Origin of the sequence: Rathayibacter sp. AY1A3 (assembly GCF_002930975.1) — a bacterium.
Classification (GTDB): domain Bacteria; phylum Actinomycetota; class Actinomycetes; order Actinomycetales; family Microbacteriaceae; genus Rathayibacter.
Map to the genome: position 1 here is coordinate 19665 of NZ_PSTO01000030.1, position 16413 is coordinate 36077.

The following is a 16413-nucleotide window of genomic DNA, read 5'->3' on the forward strand; positions in this document are numbered from 1 at the left end:
CGGATCCCAGCCCTGACGCGGTAGCAGGAAGCCCTTGGGGCGACTGGGCGATCACTCGAACCGCCTTCGAATCGGTTCAGAACTTTTGCTTGACCCGCGACGTAAGTGGAAGTAGCTTCATCCGCATGGTCACCGCAGACCCCCGCAGCACTGCTGCACAGCCTCTTCCCCGCACCTCCGACGAGTCTCAGCAGCTGCTTCTGCAGATGCGCGGCATCGTGAAGGTCTTCCCCGGCGCCCGTGCTCTCGACGGCGTCGACCTCGATGTCCGACCCGGTGAGGTGCACTGCCTCCTCGGCCAGAACGGCGCCGGCAAGTCCACCCTCATCAAGACCCTCGCCGGGGCCCACCAGCCCACCGAGGGCGAGATCCTCGTCGACGGGAACGTCGTCACGATCCCGTCCCCGACGGCGGCCCTCGCCCTGGGCATCGCGACGATGTACCAGGAGCTCGACGTCGTCGACGGCCTCTCCGTCGCCGAGAACATCTTCCTCGGCCACGAGCTCTCCCGCGGCGGCTTCACCGCCCGGGCGAAGGCCACGAGGATCACCCGCGAGCTGATGGAGCGCCTCGGGCACTCCGAGATCTCGCCGAACCGCGAGGTCGGCACGCTCTCCGCCGCCGGCAAGCAGATCGTGCAGATGGCCCGTGCCCTCTCGCACGACGCGCGGGTCATCATCATGGACGAGCCCTCCGCGGTGCTCGACTCCGAGGAGGTGGAGAACCTCTTCCACGTGGTGCGCCAGCTCACCGCCTCCGGCGTCGCCATCGTCTACATCTCGCATCGCCTCGACGAGATCCGCGCCATCGGCGACCGGATCACCGTGATCAAGGACGGCGCGACCGTCGCGCAGAACCTCGCGGTCGCCGACACCCCCACCTCGAAGCTCATCACCCTGATGACCGGCCGCGCCGTCGAGTACGTCTTCCCGGACCGCCAGGAGCTCGACGTCGAGGCCGAGACGCTGCTGAAGGTCGAGAAGCTGGGCCTGCAGGGCTCCTTCTCGGACGTCTCCCTCGAGATCCGCGCCGGCGAGGTCGTCGGCCTCGCGGGGCTGGTCGGCTCCGGCCGCTCCGAGATCCTCGAGACCATCTACGGGGCGCGCCGCGCCAGCACCGGGACGGTCAGCGTGGCGGGCAAGCGCCTGCGCGCCGGCTCCGTCACCTCGGCGGTCGACGCCGGCATCGGCCTCTGCCCGGAGGAGCGCAAGAGCCAGGGCCTGCTCCTGGACGAGCCGGTCTACCGCAACATCACCCTCTCGACCTTCGACCGCTTCGCCAAGCGCGGCTTCCTCGACGAGCGCTCCGAGCGCGCGGCGGCGGCCGAGCAGGCGGTCTCCCTCGACCTGCGGCCCTCCGGGGTCGACCGCGACGCCCGCACCCTCTCCGGAGGCAACCAGCAGAAGGCGCTCCTCGCCCGCTGGCTCGTGCGCGGCTGCCGCGTCCTGCTGCTCGACGAGCCGACCCGCGGGGTCGACGTCGGCGCACGGGCCGAGATCTACACCCTGATCAGGGACCTCGCGACCAACGGCGCCGCCGTGCTCGTGGTCTCCAGCGAGATCGGCGAGGTCCTCGGACTCTCCGACCGAGTGCTCGTGATCTCCGACGGCGCCGTGGTCCACGAGGGCCCGGCCGATTCGATCGACGAGCACCGCGTGCTCGATCTCGTCATGGAAGGAAGTGCAGCGTGAGCGGACAGCTCGACACCGCGTCGCCGTCGATCGGCGGTCCGCAGGAGGACGCCGCCCGTCACGCGTCGGCCGCGACGGGAGGCTCCTCCGGGGGCGTGCCCTCGAAGGACTCCCGCTCCGGGATCGCCCGCCTCATGCAGGGCTCCCTCGGCCGCAACGTCGGGCTGCTGCTCGCGCTGGTGATCCTCTGCATCGTCGGATTCGCCACCGCGGGGGAGCGCTTCGCCAGCGTCGACAACGTGCTCACGATCCTCCGCCTCGCCGCGGTCATCGGCGTGCTGAGCATCGGGATGACCTTCGTCATCACCTCCGGCGGCATCGACCTCTCGGTCGGCTCCGTGATGGGGCTCGCGACGGTCTGGGCGAGCACGGTCTCGACCCAGTACTACGCGGCCAACACCTCCTGGCTGGTGATCGTGCTCACCGCGGTCGTCGTCGGCCTCGTCTGCGGCCTGATCAACGGCGCGCTGATCGCCTACGGCCGGGTCGTCGCCTTCATGGCGACCCTGGCGATGCTCGTCGCCGCCCGCGGCTTCGCCGAGCTGATCTCGAACCGCCAGACGCAGGTCGTCACGGTCACGCCGTTCCTCGACTTCTTCCGCGCCGACGTGCTCGGCATCCCGGTGCTCGTGCTGATCTTCGTGGTCGTCGCCGTCGCCGGCTGGATCCTGCTCAACCGCACCACCTTCGGCCGCCGCACCATCGCGGTCGGCGGCAACCCGGAGGCGGCCCGCCTCGCCGGCATCAAGGTCCGCCGCCACACCATGTACGTCTACGGCCTCGCCGGGCTCACCGCCGGCATCGCCGCCGTCATGATGCTCGCCCGCACCACCGCCGGCAGCTCGACCAACGGCCTCCTCTACGAGCTCGACGCCATCGCGGCGGTCGTCGTCGGAGGCACGCTGCTGGCCGGCGGCCGCGGCACCATCGTCGGCACCGTGTTCGGCGTCCTCATCTTCACGACCCTGACCAACGTGTTCACGCAGAACAACATGTCGACCTCGACTCAGGCCGTCGCGAAGGGCGCGATCATCGTCGCCGCCGTCCTGCTGCAGCAGCGGTTCGCCGCCCGCGGCAGGAAGTCCTGACCCCGGGGCTCCGGCCCCGCTCCTCCACACACAGCAACCCACCCGACCACTCAGGTCACCTCTCCGAGGACACGTGTGCCCTCGGACCCCTCGGATCGATCGAAGGAGATCACTTCCATGCCCGCACGCCCCTTCACCCGCAGCCGCCTCTCCCGCACCGCCCGACTCGGCTCGGCCGGCGTCGCCTTCGGCGCCGTCGCGCTGATGCTCACCGGCTGCATCTCGAACGCCCCGGTCGAGACCGGCAACGCCGCCTCCGGCGGGACCGCCGCCGCCGTGGCCGCCTCGGACAACGACGCCTCCGGCGACAACGTCGTCATCGGCTTCACCGCTCCCGCCGCCGACCACGGCTGGATGGGCGCGGTCAGCCGCGCCGCCATCGCCGAGGCCGAGAAGTACGACGACGTGGAGCTCCGCACCGCGGAGGGCACCAACGACGTCAACCTCCAGATCAGCCAGGTCGAGACCTTCATCAACGACGGAGTCGACGCGATCGTGCTCCTGCCGATCGACGGAGCGGCGCTCACGCAGGTCGCCACCCAGGCGATGGAGGCGGGCATCACCGTCATCAACGTGGACCGCGAGTTCTCCAGCCCCTTCGCCGCCCGGTCGACCATCCTCGGCGACAACTACGGCATGGGCGTCAGCGCCGGCACCTACATCTGCGAGGAGCTCGGCGACAACCCCGACGCCGTCGTCGCCGAGATCGCCGGCATCGACTCCCTCCCGCTGACCCAGGAGCGCAGCCAGGGCTTCTCGGACGCGCTCGAGGGCTGCGGACTCGACGTGGACAACCGCGTCGCCGCCGACTTCACCGTCCAGGGCGGAGAGCAGGCCGCGGCCAACCTCCTCCAGGCCGCGCCGAAGATCGACGCCATCTGGAACCACGACGACGACCAGGGCGTCGGCGTCCTCGCGGCGATCGACACCGCCGGACGCGACGAGTTCCTCTTCGTCGGCGGCGCCGGCTCGGCCAACGTGATGCGCGCGATCGAGGCCGACGACTCCGTCGTCAAGGCCACGGTCGTCTACCCCTCGACCCAGGCCGCGGACGGCATCAAGCTCGCCCGCCTCGTCGAGCAGAACAAGTCGATGGCCGACACCAGCTCGCTCGGCGTCCCGCGCCAGATCCAGCTCTTCGCGCCGGTCGTCACCAAGGACAACGTCTCCGAGTACCTGCCCTCGGCCTTCGAGTCCTGATCGGCCCCACCAGCCCGGGTCGGCGCGGGAACCATCCCGCGCCGGCCCCCACCTCGGCGCCGCCCCGGGATCACTGACGACCCGCAGCGCAGCGCCACCGGCATCCGCGAGAGGAGGAGGAGTGCAAGACACCGGCCCCAGGGCCGGACAGGAGGAGACCGGATCCGCTCAGTCGTGCGGACAGCGACGGACCCGGCCTCTGCGATGAACACCTCATTGAAGGAATCACATCACGCATGAATGGTAAGCGATCCTCGAGAAGAAGCATCAGGCGTCTTCTCGCACTCGGCATCGCCGGGATGGTGACGGTCTCCGGACTCACCGCCCTCGGCCTGCCCGCCTCGGCCCACGACGGAGTGGACCACGGTTCCGAGGGCGGAGCATCCGCTCTCGACTGGAGCAACTACGAGAAGGTCCTGCTGACGAAGAACGTCGGCGAGCCCCTCGACCTGGCCGTCCTCCCGGACAAGTCGGTCCTCCACACCGCTCGGAACGGCGAGATCCGCCACACCGACCCCAAGACCGGCACCACCCGTGTCGTCAACACGATCCCCGTGTACCAGAACTCGGAGGACGGACTGCAGTCCGTCGGCATCGACCCCGACTTCGCCGAGAACAAGTGGGTCTACCTCGTCTACGCGCCCCCCGGGAACACCCCGACCGGCGCGGCTCCGAACATGCTGCCCGAGGGCGCGACCGACAGCTACTGGGACCAGTGGAAGGGCATCAACCGCCTCTCCCGGTTCAAGTGGACCGGCTCGGGCCTCGACCTCGCGAGCGAGCAGAAGATCATCGACATCGAGACCCAGCGCGGGCAGTGCTGCCACGTGGGTGCCGACTTCGACTGGGACGCCGACGGCAACCTGTACCTCTCCACCGGCGACAACACGCCGGCGAGCGCTCCGGGTGCCGCGGGCTTCGCGCCGAACAACGACGCGCCCCGCATGAACCCGGGCTTCGACTCGCGTCGCGGCGCCGGCAACACGAACGACCTCCGCGGCAAGATCCTCCGGATCACCGTGCAGGAGGACGGCTCGTACACGATCCCCGACGGCAACCTCTTCCCGGTGGGAACCGAGAAGACCCGCCCCGAGATCTTCGTGATGGGCGTCCGCAACCCGTTCAAGATCGACGTCGACGCCGAGACGAACACCCTCTCCTGGGGCGACTACGGCCCCGACGCCACGAAGGCCGCTGCGGCCGACGGCGTCCGCGGCCCGATGGGCCTCGTCGAGTGGAACGCGACCGGACTGGACGAGCCGCACAACTCCGGCTGGCCCTACGTCCACGGACCCAACGCGCCGTACAACGAGTGGAACTTCGAGACGTCGACGCCCCGCGGCTTCTTCGACCCGGAGAACCTGAAGAACAACTCGCGCTGGAACACCGGCCTCGTCGACATCCCGGACGCCAAGGCGGCGACCGTCTACTACGGCGACAACCCCGGCGACCAGCCGTTCGACGAGCTCGTCAACTTCGGGACCAGCACCGGCCAGGGCCCCATGGGCGGACCGGTGTACCACTTCGACGCGGACAACCCCTCGACGTCGAAGTTCCCGGAGTACTGGGACAAGAAGACCTTCTTCGGCGAGTTCTCGCAGGACTACATCGCGGCGTTCACGCTCGATGAGGACCGCGCGGTCACGCACATCGAGGACTTCCTCCCCAACGCGGCGCTCAGCCAGGCCGCGCAGCCGATCCACGACAACCCGATGGACATGGAGTTCGGCCCCGACGGGTCGATGTACGTGATCGAGTACGGCGACGGATTCTTCCGCGCCAACCCCGACGCGGGCCTGTACCGGATCGACTACGCCGAGGGCAACAAGGCGCCGCAGGCCCGCTTCACCGCGACCCCCCTGTCCGCCTCGCAGACCCCGCTCGAGGTCACGTTCGACGCCAAGGGATCGACCGACCCCGAGGGCGACGCGCTCACCTACGACTGGGACTTCGACGGCGACGGCACCTTCGACGCCACCGGAGTGACCGTCAAGAAGACCTACACCGAGCTCGGACAGTTCACGGCCCGTCTGCGCGTCACCGACGCCAAGGGCAAGTTCAGCCTGACCTCGCGGGTCATCTCGGTCGGCAACCAGGCGCCGCAGATCCAGATCCAGACGCCCGGCAACGGCTCGTTCTTCAGCTGGGGCGACGCGATCCCCTACCAGGTGACCGGCAAGGACGCTGAGGACGGCGATCAGATCGTCAGCAGCCGCGTGGGCTGGACCTACGGCCTCGGCCACGACGAGCACGCCCACCCCGAGGTCACCGGCACCGGTGCCAAGGGAGCGTTCCCGACGTCCAAGGACTCGCCCGAGCACGGCCCCGGCGCGCTGCTGTACGGCACCGTCGTCGTGACCTACACGGACGGCGGCTTCAACGGCCTGCCCCCGGCTGCGGCCGAGGCGACGCTGCGGCTGAACCCGAAGACGCAGGAGGCGGAGCACGCCGCCCGTGAGGGCGTCCTGCCCTACGCGGACACCACCGCCAGCGGCGGCAACGCCGTCAGCGGACTCGGTGCGGGATCCTTCCTGCGCTGGGACCCGGTGAACTTCGCCAACCTGACCGGCGTCGTGGTCCGCGCCACCGGTGAGGGCACCGTCGACCTCCGCTGGAACGCTGCCGACGCAGCGCCCTTCGGAACGGCGACCATCCCCGCGGGAGCCGGCTGGAAGGACGTCCTCGTCCCCTTCGGCACCAACGTCCCCCGCGGCACCGGCTCGCTCTACGTGACCTCGCCCAGCGGCCTGTCGCTCGACTCCCTCACCTTCCAGGGTGCCGGCGCCGGTGACAAGACGGCTCCGACCGTCGCGGCGACCCTCGACCCGGCAGCGCCTGCGGGCGTCGGCGGCGTCTACAACAAGCCCGTGACCCTCGGCCTCACCGCCACGGACAACGGAGCGCTCTCCACCGTCCAGTACTCGGCCGACAACGGCACGACGTGGACCACGGTCCGCGCCGTCAACGGCGCGTACACGGTCCCGTTCACCACGAACGGCGCCCGGACGATCCAGTACCGCGCCACCGACACCGGCGGCAACGTCTCGGCGGTCGGCACGGTGAAGTTCACGATCGACCTGGCCGCGGCGAACGCCCCGACCGCCGCGTCGACCACCACCGTGGCGCTCTCGGCTCCCCGCGTGACCTTCGGGGCACCCGGCGAGGCGACCGTCACGGTCACCGGTCAGGGTGGGAACCCCGGCGGAGAGGTCGTCCTCTACGAGGGCGCCACCGAGCTGGGCCGCGCGACGCTGAAGGACGGCAAGGCGACCTTCGCCCTGCCGAAGACCCTCGGCGCCGGCACCCACACCCTCCGTGCGGCGTACGGCTCGGACGCCACCTTCAAGGCCTCGGAGGGCACCGCCCGCCTGATCGTCTCGAAGGCCGCCTCGGAGCTCACCGCGACCGTCTCGCCCAACCCGGTCAAGCCGGGCGCCAGCGCGCAGGTCACGGTCGACGCGAAGTCCTCGACGGGTGTCGCCGGCACCGGTCAGGTGAGCGTGATGGTGAAGAGGAACCTCTCCACCGTCGCGATGCTCACCGGGACCCTCGACGAGAACGGGCACGTCGTGGTGACGCTCCCGAAGCTCGCGGCGGGCAGCTACAAGCTGACCGTCACCCACACCGCCACGGCGGACACCAACGCCGCGTCGGCGCTGCTGAACCTGACCGTCCAGCAGTAGCCCCCGCGCAGGGGCCGGCCGGCTCGACCGGGCCGGCCGGCCCCCCACCCCCTGCACCATCTGCCATTTCGAAGGAGAAATGATGCACCACCACCACGCATCCATCACGGCCAAGCCGATGAGCCGGCGCTCGCTGATGACGGCCCTGGCCGCATCGACCGTCGCGGTCGGCGTCGGAGCGGGAGCCCTCGCGGCACCCGCCACGGCCGCCCCCGCGCCCTCGTCCGGATCCACGCGCCTGGTCCCGATCAACCGCATCGGCATCCAGCTCTACAGCGTCCGCGACAAGGTCTCGTCGCTCGGCTTCCGGGCCGTCTTCGAGGAGCTCGGCCGCATCGGCTACAGCGAGATCGAGTTCGCCGGGTACACCCAGGGCAACGTCGGAGCGATCACCCCGCAGCAGATCCGCCAGCTGCTCGACGACAACGGCCTCCGCGCCGTCGGCTCGCACGTCGGCACCAACCTCCTCCGCTCGGAGCTGGGCAAGCAGATCGAGATCGCGCAGATCCTCGGCACGCCGCACCTCGGCACCGGCAACGCGCCCACCAACGTCAACACCAAGGCGGGCTACCTCGCCGCGGCGGAGGAGTGGAACAAGTGGGGCCAGCAGGTCTCGGCCGCGGGCATGAAGCTCTACCAGCACAACCACGCCGGTGAGTTCGGGTTCGCCACGGACGACCCCAAGACCCGCCTGTACGACCTCTTCTACGACAACACCGACCCGCGTCACGTGTACCTCGAGATGGACGTCTACTGGGCGTACGTCGGCAAGAAGCTCTACCCGGGCTTCGAGCCGCTCGACTACATCAAGCGCAACCCGCGCCGCTACCCGATCCTGCACCTCAAGGACGGCAAGACGAACAACGCCAACACCAACGGCTACGACATCGTCGAGTTCGGCGCGGGCAACCTGCCCTACCAGGCGTTCCTCTCGGAGCTGCGCGACCGCGGCCAGCGCTTCGGCGTCTGGGAGCAGGACACCGCTCCCACGCTGGCGACGCCGCCGAGCACGGGGAACTCCCTCGAGGCCGCTTCCCGCAGCTACTCCGCGATCGCTGCGCTCCGTGGCTGAGCGCAGCCCGCGCCGCGCGCGCCGCACCGACAGCACCACCACCAGCACGACGCGCACGAGCGCACCGAGGAGAACCCCCATGAAGTGGAAGACGCCCACGGCGGTCCTCGCGGCCGCCTCCCTCGCGATGGTCGCCGCACCGTCCGCCTTCGCGGCGACGACGGACTGCACCACCGAGCTCGGGAACCAGACGATCACCGGAGACCTCAACGTCGGCGCGGGCCAGACCTGCGTGCTCGGCAACGTGACCGTCACCGGCAACGTCATCGTCGGCGACGACGCCTGGCTGGACGCCACCTCGGCGACCATCGGCGGCGACGTCATCGGCACCGACGCGTACGGCATCTCGATCGACGGCACCAGCGTCGGCGGAGACGTCGTCTCGTTCTCGGACGGCAGCCGCAACGGCTTCCTCTACCTGCGCGACCTCACGGTCGGCGGCATGGTCGAGGCCGGCGGGATCGACGTCGAGTTCAGCGACCTCTCGGTCGACGGCTCGGTCAGCACCGACGCGGCGAACTACGTCGACGTCGACCGCACCAGCGTCGGCGGCGACGCCACCTTCGCCGGCAGCGACTTCGGCGTGAACGTGCAGGGCGCCATCGTCGGCGGCTCGCTCGCCGTCACCGGCTCCTCGCGCGGCGTCCTCCTGGGCGCGAACGAGGACGGCTCGGCCTCGGCGCTCGGCAACACGGTGGGCGGGAACCTCACGCTCTCGGGCAACTCCGGCAACGTCCAGCTCGCGGGCTCGACGGTCGGCGGGCGCATCGCGCTCGCCGACAACGCGCCGGCGGTCAACTTCGGCGCGGGCAACACCGCCGCCGGAGTCGACGGCACCTTCACGGGAACGGCGGCGGGCGCTGCGGCGGCCGGCGACCAGGCTGTGGCCGTCATCGTCCCCGAGGCCAACAAGGGCGAGCTGACCTGGACGCTCGAGGGCACCAGCAACCTGGTGAACCTCGGCGTCGCCGAGGAGCAGGGCGACCACTTCGCCGCCTCCGGTGAGCTCGTGCCGGTCCGCGTGACCGACACCCGCCTCAACGGCCCGGCCTGGTCGGTCACCGGCCAGCTGAGCGACTTCCGCTCCGGCGAGAAGACGTTCTCGGGCAAGCACCTCGGCTGGACCCCCGAGGTCCTGGAGAACACGGGCGGTGCCGTCGCCGGCGCAGCCGTCCCCTCCGGGTTCGACTCGGGCAACGGCCTCGCCACGCCCCGCGTCCTCGGCTCCGCCGCGGCGCAGCACCCGACCGGATCCTCGGTCCTGGGCGCCGACCTCGACCTGAAGCTCCCGCTCTCGGTCGGAACCGGCACCTACACCGCGACGCTGACGCTCACCGCGCTCGGCTAGCACCGGTGGGGCGGCCTCCGGGCCGCCCCACCCTCACCCCGTCTCTCCGCGAGACGCCACTCCGGTCCGCCCCGCTCGGCGTGCCGCGTACCGGAGCGGCGTCCCGCGGGGAGGCATCCCCCCTTGCAACGGAAGCCTGATCGATGTCGCTCATGCCACGCACCTCCCGCACCACCGCCGCCCTGCTGCTGATGACGCTCCTCGCAGCCGGCGGCCTCTCGGCTCAGGCGGGTGCCCAGGAGGCGGACCCCGCCTCCACGCCGGTCACCTGGGGGGTGCGCCCCGCCGACACCGAGCAGGGCAGCGAGCGGCCGAACTACGCGTACGCCCTCGATCCCGGCGGACGCCTCAGCGACGCCCTGATCGTCTCCAACTACGACGACGAGGAGCAGACGTTCCGCGTCTACGGCTCCGACGGCTTCATCACCGAGGCCGGCCAGCTCGACCTGCTCCCCGCCGCGGAGCCCTCGACGCAGCTCGGCAGCTGGATCGCGTTCCCCGAGCCCGAGGTCACCGTGCCCGCCGGCGAGAGCGTGCAGGTCCCGTTCGAGGTCGTCGTCCCCGACGACGTGACCCCGGGCGACTACGCCGCGGGCGTCGTCTCCTCGATCCTGGTGCAGGGCGAGACCGGAGTCTCGGTCGACCGGCGCCTGGGCTCGCGGATGTACCTCCGCGTCGGCGGCGAGCTCGCCCCGCGCCTGTCGATCGACGGCCTCGCCGTCTCGTACCAGGGCGGCTGGAACCCCTTCGCCCCCGGCTCCGCGACCGTCGACTACACCGTGACCAACGCGGGCAACACCCGCATCGCGCCGGGCGCCGAGATCAGCGTCGCCGGCCTCTTCGGCCTCGCGCCGGTGTCCGCGACCGACCCGGAGCCGCTGCCCGAGCTCCTCCCCGGAACCTCCGTCTCGCGCACCGTGACCGTCGCCGGAGTCTGGCCGCTCTTCGTCGCGACCGCCCGCGCCGCGCTCTCGGGCACCGTCGTCACCGCCGACCAGGCCGCGCAGGCCGACTCCGCCGTCGTCGTCCCCGACGTGCCGGTCGCCACCGCCGAGACCTCGGCCGCGGCCGTGCCGTGGAGCGCCGTGCTCCTCCTCGCCCTGCTCATCGGGCTCATCGTGCTGGCCGTCGTCCGCCGCCGCCGCCGGGCCGCGGGGGAGCAGGCGCGCATCGACGCCGCCGTCGCCGCCGCTCTCGGCGCCCAGCCGGAGGACGCCGACCGCGCGGAGGTCCGCTCCTGACCGGGTGCGGCCGACGCGGTCCGCGGGGGATCGCGCCGGCGCGGCCCGCCGCCTCCGGGCGCGCGGCCGCCGCTCTAGCGGACCGCCCGCCCCTCGGCGCGCAGCTGCTCGAGGAAGCCGTCCACCACGGCGGGGCTGAGCAGGTGCCCGCGCAGCATCAGCGCGGCACCGCGCACGCCCCCGCTGCCGCCCAGCTCGGCGGTCACCACGTCGAGCCGCTGCGTCGCGAGGGGGAGGGAGCGCTCGTCGATCACCGAGCGCACGGCCGTCAGGATCTCCGGGCTGGCGAGGGCGACCGCGCCGCCCAGCACGATGACGGAGGGGTTCAGCAGGCTCACGCAGGTGGCCAGCACCTCGCCGAGCTGGAGTCCCGCGATCCGCGCCGCCTCCACGGCCTCGGGATCGCGCGCCTTCAGCAGGTCGATCAGCTCGCGCACCGACTGCACGTCGCGGCCCGCCCGGGCGAGCCCGGCGGCCAGAGCGGAGCCGCCCGCGACCGCCTCGAGGTCCCCCTCCTGACCGCCCGCCGCGGCCGGGGCCGTGCGCGGCACCTGGACGTGGCCGAGATCACCCGCGGAGCCGAGGGCTCCGCGCTGGAGCAGCCCGGAGGAGACGATGCCCGCGCCGATGCCGGTGCCGACCTTCACGAACATCAGGTCGAGGGCGTGCGGGAAGCGCGAGGCCCGCTCACCGAGCGCCAGCAGGTTCACGTCGTTGTCGACGAGCACCGTGGTGTCGTAGCGCCGGCGCACGAAGGCGGGGATGTCGAAGCCGTCCCAGCCGGGCATGATCGGCGGGCGCACCGGGCGGCCGCTCGCGTGCTCCACCGGGCCGGGCACGCCGACCCCGATGCCCGCGAGGGCGGAGCGGTCGACCCCGGCCGCAGCGAGGATCCCGTCGCAGACGTCGAGCGCGTGCCCGAGGACCGCCACGGGGCCCTGCGCGATGTCGAGCTCCTCGCGGCGCTCGGCGATGATGCGGCCGTCGAAGTCGGTCAGCGCGATGGTCGAGTGCGCCGCGCCCAGGTCGATGGCCAGGAGCGAGCGGACGCCCGGGTCGAAGACGAGGCGCGCGGAGGGGCGGCCGCCGGTCGACGGAGCGCGGTCGAGGTGCGCGATCAGTCCGAGGTCGAAGAACTGCTCCAGGCGCGTCATCACCGCGGTCCGCGCGAGGCCCGTCTCCTCGACCAGCTCGGCGCGGGTGCGCGGTCGACCGTCGGCGAACAGCCTCAGCATGTCGCCGGTCGCGGTACCCGCGCGCTCGGCCACGCTCAGCTCCTTCTCTCGGCCCGGAGAACGGGTTCGGGGGACAGCACACCTGAGGAAACCAGTCGACGCACGGTCGCGCAATCTCGGCGGGCCCTGCGTGCGGGTCCTGCGCAACACGGCCGGCCGGAGGCGCGACGCGCGCCCGGCCGAGGCCCCTCCCCACTCCGATCGCCCGGGTGCGCCCCGACGATCGCCGCTCAGCCAGCCCTTCCAGACAGGAGAGAACGATGACCTCGTCCGACACCACCACCAAAGGCGCCCCCCGATCGAGCGGGCGCATCGGCCTCTGGCTGATCGGGGCCCGGGGCAGCGTCGCCACCACGGCCGCCGTGGGCCTGCACGCCATCGCCGCCGGAGCCGCGCCCAGCTCGGGCTGCGCCACCGCGACCCCCGCCTTCGAGGACGTCCCGCTCGCCGGGTTCGCCGACATCGTCATCGGCGGCCACGACGTCTCGCCGACCCCGCTGCTCGAGAAGGCCACGGGCCTCGCGGCCGGCGGCATGTTCCCGACCTCGGTCGTCGCCGAGGTGGCCGACCGGATCGACGCGACCGACGCCGAGATCCGCCTCGCCCCCTCCGACGCCGGGTCGCAGCAGGAGGAGATCGACCGCCGGGCCGCCGACATCGTCGCCTTCCGCGAGCGCCACGGCCTCGCCCGGGTCGTCGTGATCGACGTCGCCTCGACCGAGGTGCTGCCGGCCGACCGTCCCGAGTTCCACGACCTCGCCGCTCTGCGCGCCGCCCTGGCGCGTCCGGGCGAGCGCCTCCTGCCGCCGAGCTCGATCGCCGCCCTCTCGGCCGTCGTCGCGGGCGCGGCCTACGCCTGCTTCACTCCCTCGACCGCGCTGGCCCTGCCGGCCCTGGAGGAGTGGGCCGCCGAGGCCGGGATCCCGATCGCCGGCCAGGACGGCAAGACGGGGGAGACCCTGCTCCGCAGCGTGCTCGCGCCGATGTTCACGGCGCGCGGGATGCGCGTGCTCTCCTGGGCGGGGGCGAACCTCCTCGGCGGCGGCGACGGGCAGACCCTCGCCGACCCGGAGGCGGTGCGCTCGAAGCTCGTCTCGAAGAACCGCGGACTCCGCAGCCTCCTCGGCGACGACGTCGTCACTCCGCTCCACATCGACAACGTCCCGGACCTCGGCGACGTCAAGACCGCCTGGGACCACGTGCACGCCGAGGGCTTCCTCGGCTCGCGGATCACGGTGCAGACGATCTGGTCGGCGTACGACTCGGCCCTCGCGGCGCCGCTGATCCTCGACCTCGCCCGCCTGCTGGCGCTCGCGGACGAGGCCGGCGTCTCGGGCCCGGTCGGCGAGCTCGGCTTCTTCTTCAAGGACCCGTGGGGCAGCGACGTGCACGGCTTCGCCGAGCAGACCGCGGAGCTGGTGGCCTGGTCCGCCCGCACCGGCGCGCTCGTCGCCGAGCGCCGCACCCCGGTGACGAGCGGGACGCGGAGCGATGGCTGAGCTGCGCGACTACCTCGAGCTCGTCCGCGCGAAGGCCGCGCTGACCGTGATCGGCGACACCGTCGCGGGCGGAGCGTGGGCGGGCCGCGGAGTGGGAGCGCGCACGGTCGCGCTCCCGCTGTCCTCGGCGCTGCTCTACTCGGCGGGCATGGCGCTCAACGACTACGCGGACGCCGAGCTCGACGCCCGGGAGCGGCCCGAGCGGCCGATCCCCTCGGGGCGCATCCGGCGCTCGGCGGCACTGGGCACGGCGGCCGCGCTGACCGCGGCGGGGATCGTCGTGGCGGCCGTCGTGGACGGGCGGCGCTCGCTCGCGCTCTCGCTGCCGCTCGCGGCCGGGATCTGGTCGTACGACCTGCTCGCGAAGCCGACTCCGCTGGGCCCGGTCGTGATGGCGGCCTGCCGCGGTCTCGACGTGCTGCTCGGCGCGGGCGTCGACGGCGTGCGCGCGGCGGCCCCCGCCTCCGCCGCTGTGGCCGCGCACACGCTCGGCGTCACCGTGCTCTCGCACGGCGAGGTGCACGGCACCACCCCGGTCGCGGCGGGAGCGGTCTCGGCCGGCACCGCGGCGATCGCGCTGTCCACCGCGGCCGGCGCTCTGGCCGAGCGCCGGGCCGCCCCCGCCGCGGTCGTCGCCGCGGGCCTCGGGCGCTGGCTCCTGCTCGTGCTCACCGCGCAGCTGCAGTCCGTGCGGACGCCGACGGCCGCGGCCGCGCGGACGGCCACCCGCGCGGGCATCACCGGGATGATCCCGCTGCAGGCCGCGCTCGCCGGTCTGAAGCGTCCCGAGCTGGGCGCGGCGCTGCTCGCGCTCGACGCGCTCGGCTCCCTCCTGCTCCGCCGCCCGCGGACGGCGGACATCACATGAGCACCACCGGACCCGTCCTCGGCTACGGCACCAACGGCTTCGCCGACCACACCCTCGACGACGCGCTCACGGTGATCCACGCCGCGGGGTACCGCGCCGTCGCGCTCACCCTCGGGCACCCGCACCTCGATCCCTTCGCGGCCGACTGGCGCGAGCGGACGCTGGCGCTCCGGTCGCGGCTCGACGAGCTGGGCCTGCGCGTGGTCGTCGAGACGGGAGCGCGGTACCTGCTCGACCCGTTCGCGAAGCACCGCCCCACGCTGGTCGACGAGGAGGCCGGCCCCCGGGTCCGCTTCCTCGAGCGCGCGATCGAGATCGCCGCGCTGCTGGGCGCCGACGCCGTCTCCCTCTGGTCGGGGATCGTGCCGGCGGGCGCCGATGCGGCCGCTGCCTGGCGGCTGCTCGTCGAGCGGATGCGCGGCGTCGTCGCGACGGCCGAGCGCCACGGCGTGCGGCTGGCCGTCGAGCCCGAGCCGGGGATGCTGGTGGAGACGGTCGCCGACGCGCTGCTGCTGCGCCGCGAGCTCGGCGACCCGGAGTCGGTCGGGCTGACGGTCGACCTCGGCCACTGCGTCGTGGTGGAGCCGGACGGCGTGGTCGGAGCCCTCCGCAGCGCCGGGGACCTGCTCCTGAACGTGCAGGTCGACGACATGCTCCCGGAGCGGCACGAGCACCTCGAGCTCGGCACCGGATCGCTCGACCTCGCGGCCGCCTTCGCGACCCTCGCCGAGATCGGCTACCGCGGGATCGCCGCCGTCGAGCTGCCCCGGCACTCGCACGACGCGCCCCGCCTGGCCGTGGCGAGCCTCGCGGCGATGGAGGAGGCGCTCGGCGGCGCCTCCTCGCACGCCGAGCACCCGTGGACCGCGGCCGCCCGCGCCGCCGTCCTCGAGCGCCCGACGCGGATCGAGCGCTTCTTCCCCGCCGCGGGCCGCGAGGCCGGACGCGAGCCGCTCCGGCCCGCCGAGGACCCGCACGGCCTCGTCCACGGCACGCACGACGACGCGGCCCGCGCCGCCCTGGTGCAGGCCGCCGCGCAGGCGCTCGGCGACGACGACCTGGCCGCTCTCCTCCTCCGCCTCTACCGGGGCGGGGACGGCGCCGAGCGCCGCGGAGTGCTGGCCGGGCTGAACGCCCTCGGCGACCCGGGACCGGCGACGACCCTCGCCGGCCTCGAGCTGACCGCCGACGCCCTGCGCGCCAACGACACCCGGCTCGTCGCCGCGGCGATGGGCTCCTTCGCCCGCCGCCACCTCGATGCGCACGCCTGGCGGCACGGGGTGCTCAAGCTCGTCTTCCTCGGCGTCCCGCTCGCGGCGGTCGCCGGGCTGGAGGAGCGCAGCGACGCCGAGCTGCGCGCGATGGCCGGCCGCTTCGCGGACGAGCGCCGCGCGGCCGGGCGCCCGCTCCCGGACGATCTGGCGGTGCTCCTGCCGAGCTGACCGCCCCCGAACGCCGCCCCGACCGCGGGGCACCACCACCGATGAG

The 16413-nt window shown here is 72.8% G+C and carries 11 protein-coding genes; 10 read left to right on the forward strand and 1 reads right to left on the reverse strand.

The window, feature by feature from the left end:
• Positions 1–206: 206 nt before the first annotated feature.
• The 7 genes from C5C10_RS13240 (at position 207) to C5C10_RS13270 (ending at position 11323) form a co-directional block, all read left to right on the forward strand.
• On the forward strand, positions 207–1691 hold the full coding sequence (locus tag C5C10_RS13240) for a sugar ABC transporter ATP-binding protein (RefSeq protein ID WP_208543410.1): 1485 nt from the start codon (positions 207–209) through the stop codon (positions 1689–1691).
• A gap of 134 nt (positions 1692–1825) precedes the next feature.
• On the forward strand, positions 1826–2779 hold the full coding sequence (locus C5C10_RS13245; protein WP_068256795.1) for an ABC transporter permease: 954 nt from the start codon (positions 1826–1828) through the stop codon (positions 2777–2779).
• A 117-nt stretch (positions 2780–2896) separates the two neighbouring features.
• Complete coding sequence (locus C5C10_RS13250; protein ID WP_104222461.1) at positions 2897–3979, forward strand: substrate-binding domain-containing protein; 1083 nt, start codon at positions 2897–2899, stop codon at positions 3977–3979.
• A gap of 236 nt (positions 3980–4215) precedes the next feature.
• Positions 4216–7662 (forward strand): PQQ-dependent sugar dehydrogenase, encoded by a 3447-nt coding sequence (locus C5C10_RS13255; protein WP_181073463.1) that lies wholly within the window; start codon positions 4216–4218, stop codon positions 7660–7662.
• An 82-nt stretch (positions 7663–7744) separates the two neighbouring features.
• Positions 7745–8734: a sugar phosphate isomerase/epimerase gene (locus C5C10_RS13260; protein ID WP_219813126.1), complete on the forward strand. Its 990-nt coding sequence runs from the start codon at positions 7745–7747 to the stop codon at positions 8732–8734.
• A gap of 79 nt (positions 8735–8813) precedes the next feature.
• Complete coding sequence (locus C5C10_RS13265; RefSeq protein ID WP_104226600.1) at positions 8814–10082, forward strand: hypothetical protein; 1269 nt, start codon at positions 8814–8816, stop codon at positions 10080–10082.
• A gap of 152 nt (positions 10083–10234) precedes the next feature.
• Positions 10235–11323: a hypothetical protein gene (locus C5C10_RS13270; RefSeq protein WP_146082166.1), complete on the forward strand. Its 1089-nt coding sequence runs from the start codon at positions 10235–10237 to the stop codon at positions 11321–11323.
• Positions 11324–11397: 74 nt separating this feature from the next.
• Here the strand turns inward: C5C10_RS13270 and C5C10_RS13275 are convergent, their stop codons facing one another.
• Positions 11398–12591 (reverse strand): ROK family protein, encoded by a 1194-nt coding sequence (locus tag C5C10_RS13275; RefSeq protein ID WP_258060580.1) that lies wholly within the window; start codon positions 12589–12591, stop codon positions 11398–11400.
• 227 nt (positions 12592–12818) lie between these two features.
• On the opposite strand from C5C10_RS13275, the gene C5C10_RS13280 reads away from it, so the two are divergent.
• From C5C10_RS13280 to C5C10_RS13290, 3 genes are read left to right on the forward strand one after another with little or no spacing between them, the layout of a single operon-like run.
• A complete protein-coding gene (locus C5C10_RS13280; protein WP_104329461.1) occupies positions 12819–14057 on the forward strand; it encodes an inositol-3-phosphate synthase in 1239 nt (412 codons plus the stop codon).
• A complete protein-coding gene (locus C5C10_RS13285; protein ID WP_219813264.1) occupies positions 14050–14925 on the forward strand; it encodes an SCO3242 family prenyltransferase in 876 nt (291 codons plus the stop codon). The genes C5C10_RS13280 and C5C10_RS13285 overlap by 8 nt, the downstream gene beginning before the upstream one ends.
• On the forward strand, positions 14922–16367 hold the full coding sequence (locus C5C10_RS13290) for an EboA domain-containing protein (protein WP_104329462.1): 1446 nt from the start codon (positions 14922–14924) through the stop codon (positions 16365–16367). The genes C5C10_RS13285 and C5C10_RS13290 overlap by 4 nt, the downstream gene beginning before the upstream one ends.
• Positions 16368–16413: the final 46 nt, after the last annotated feature.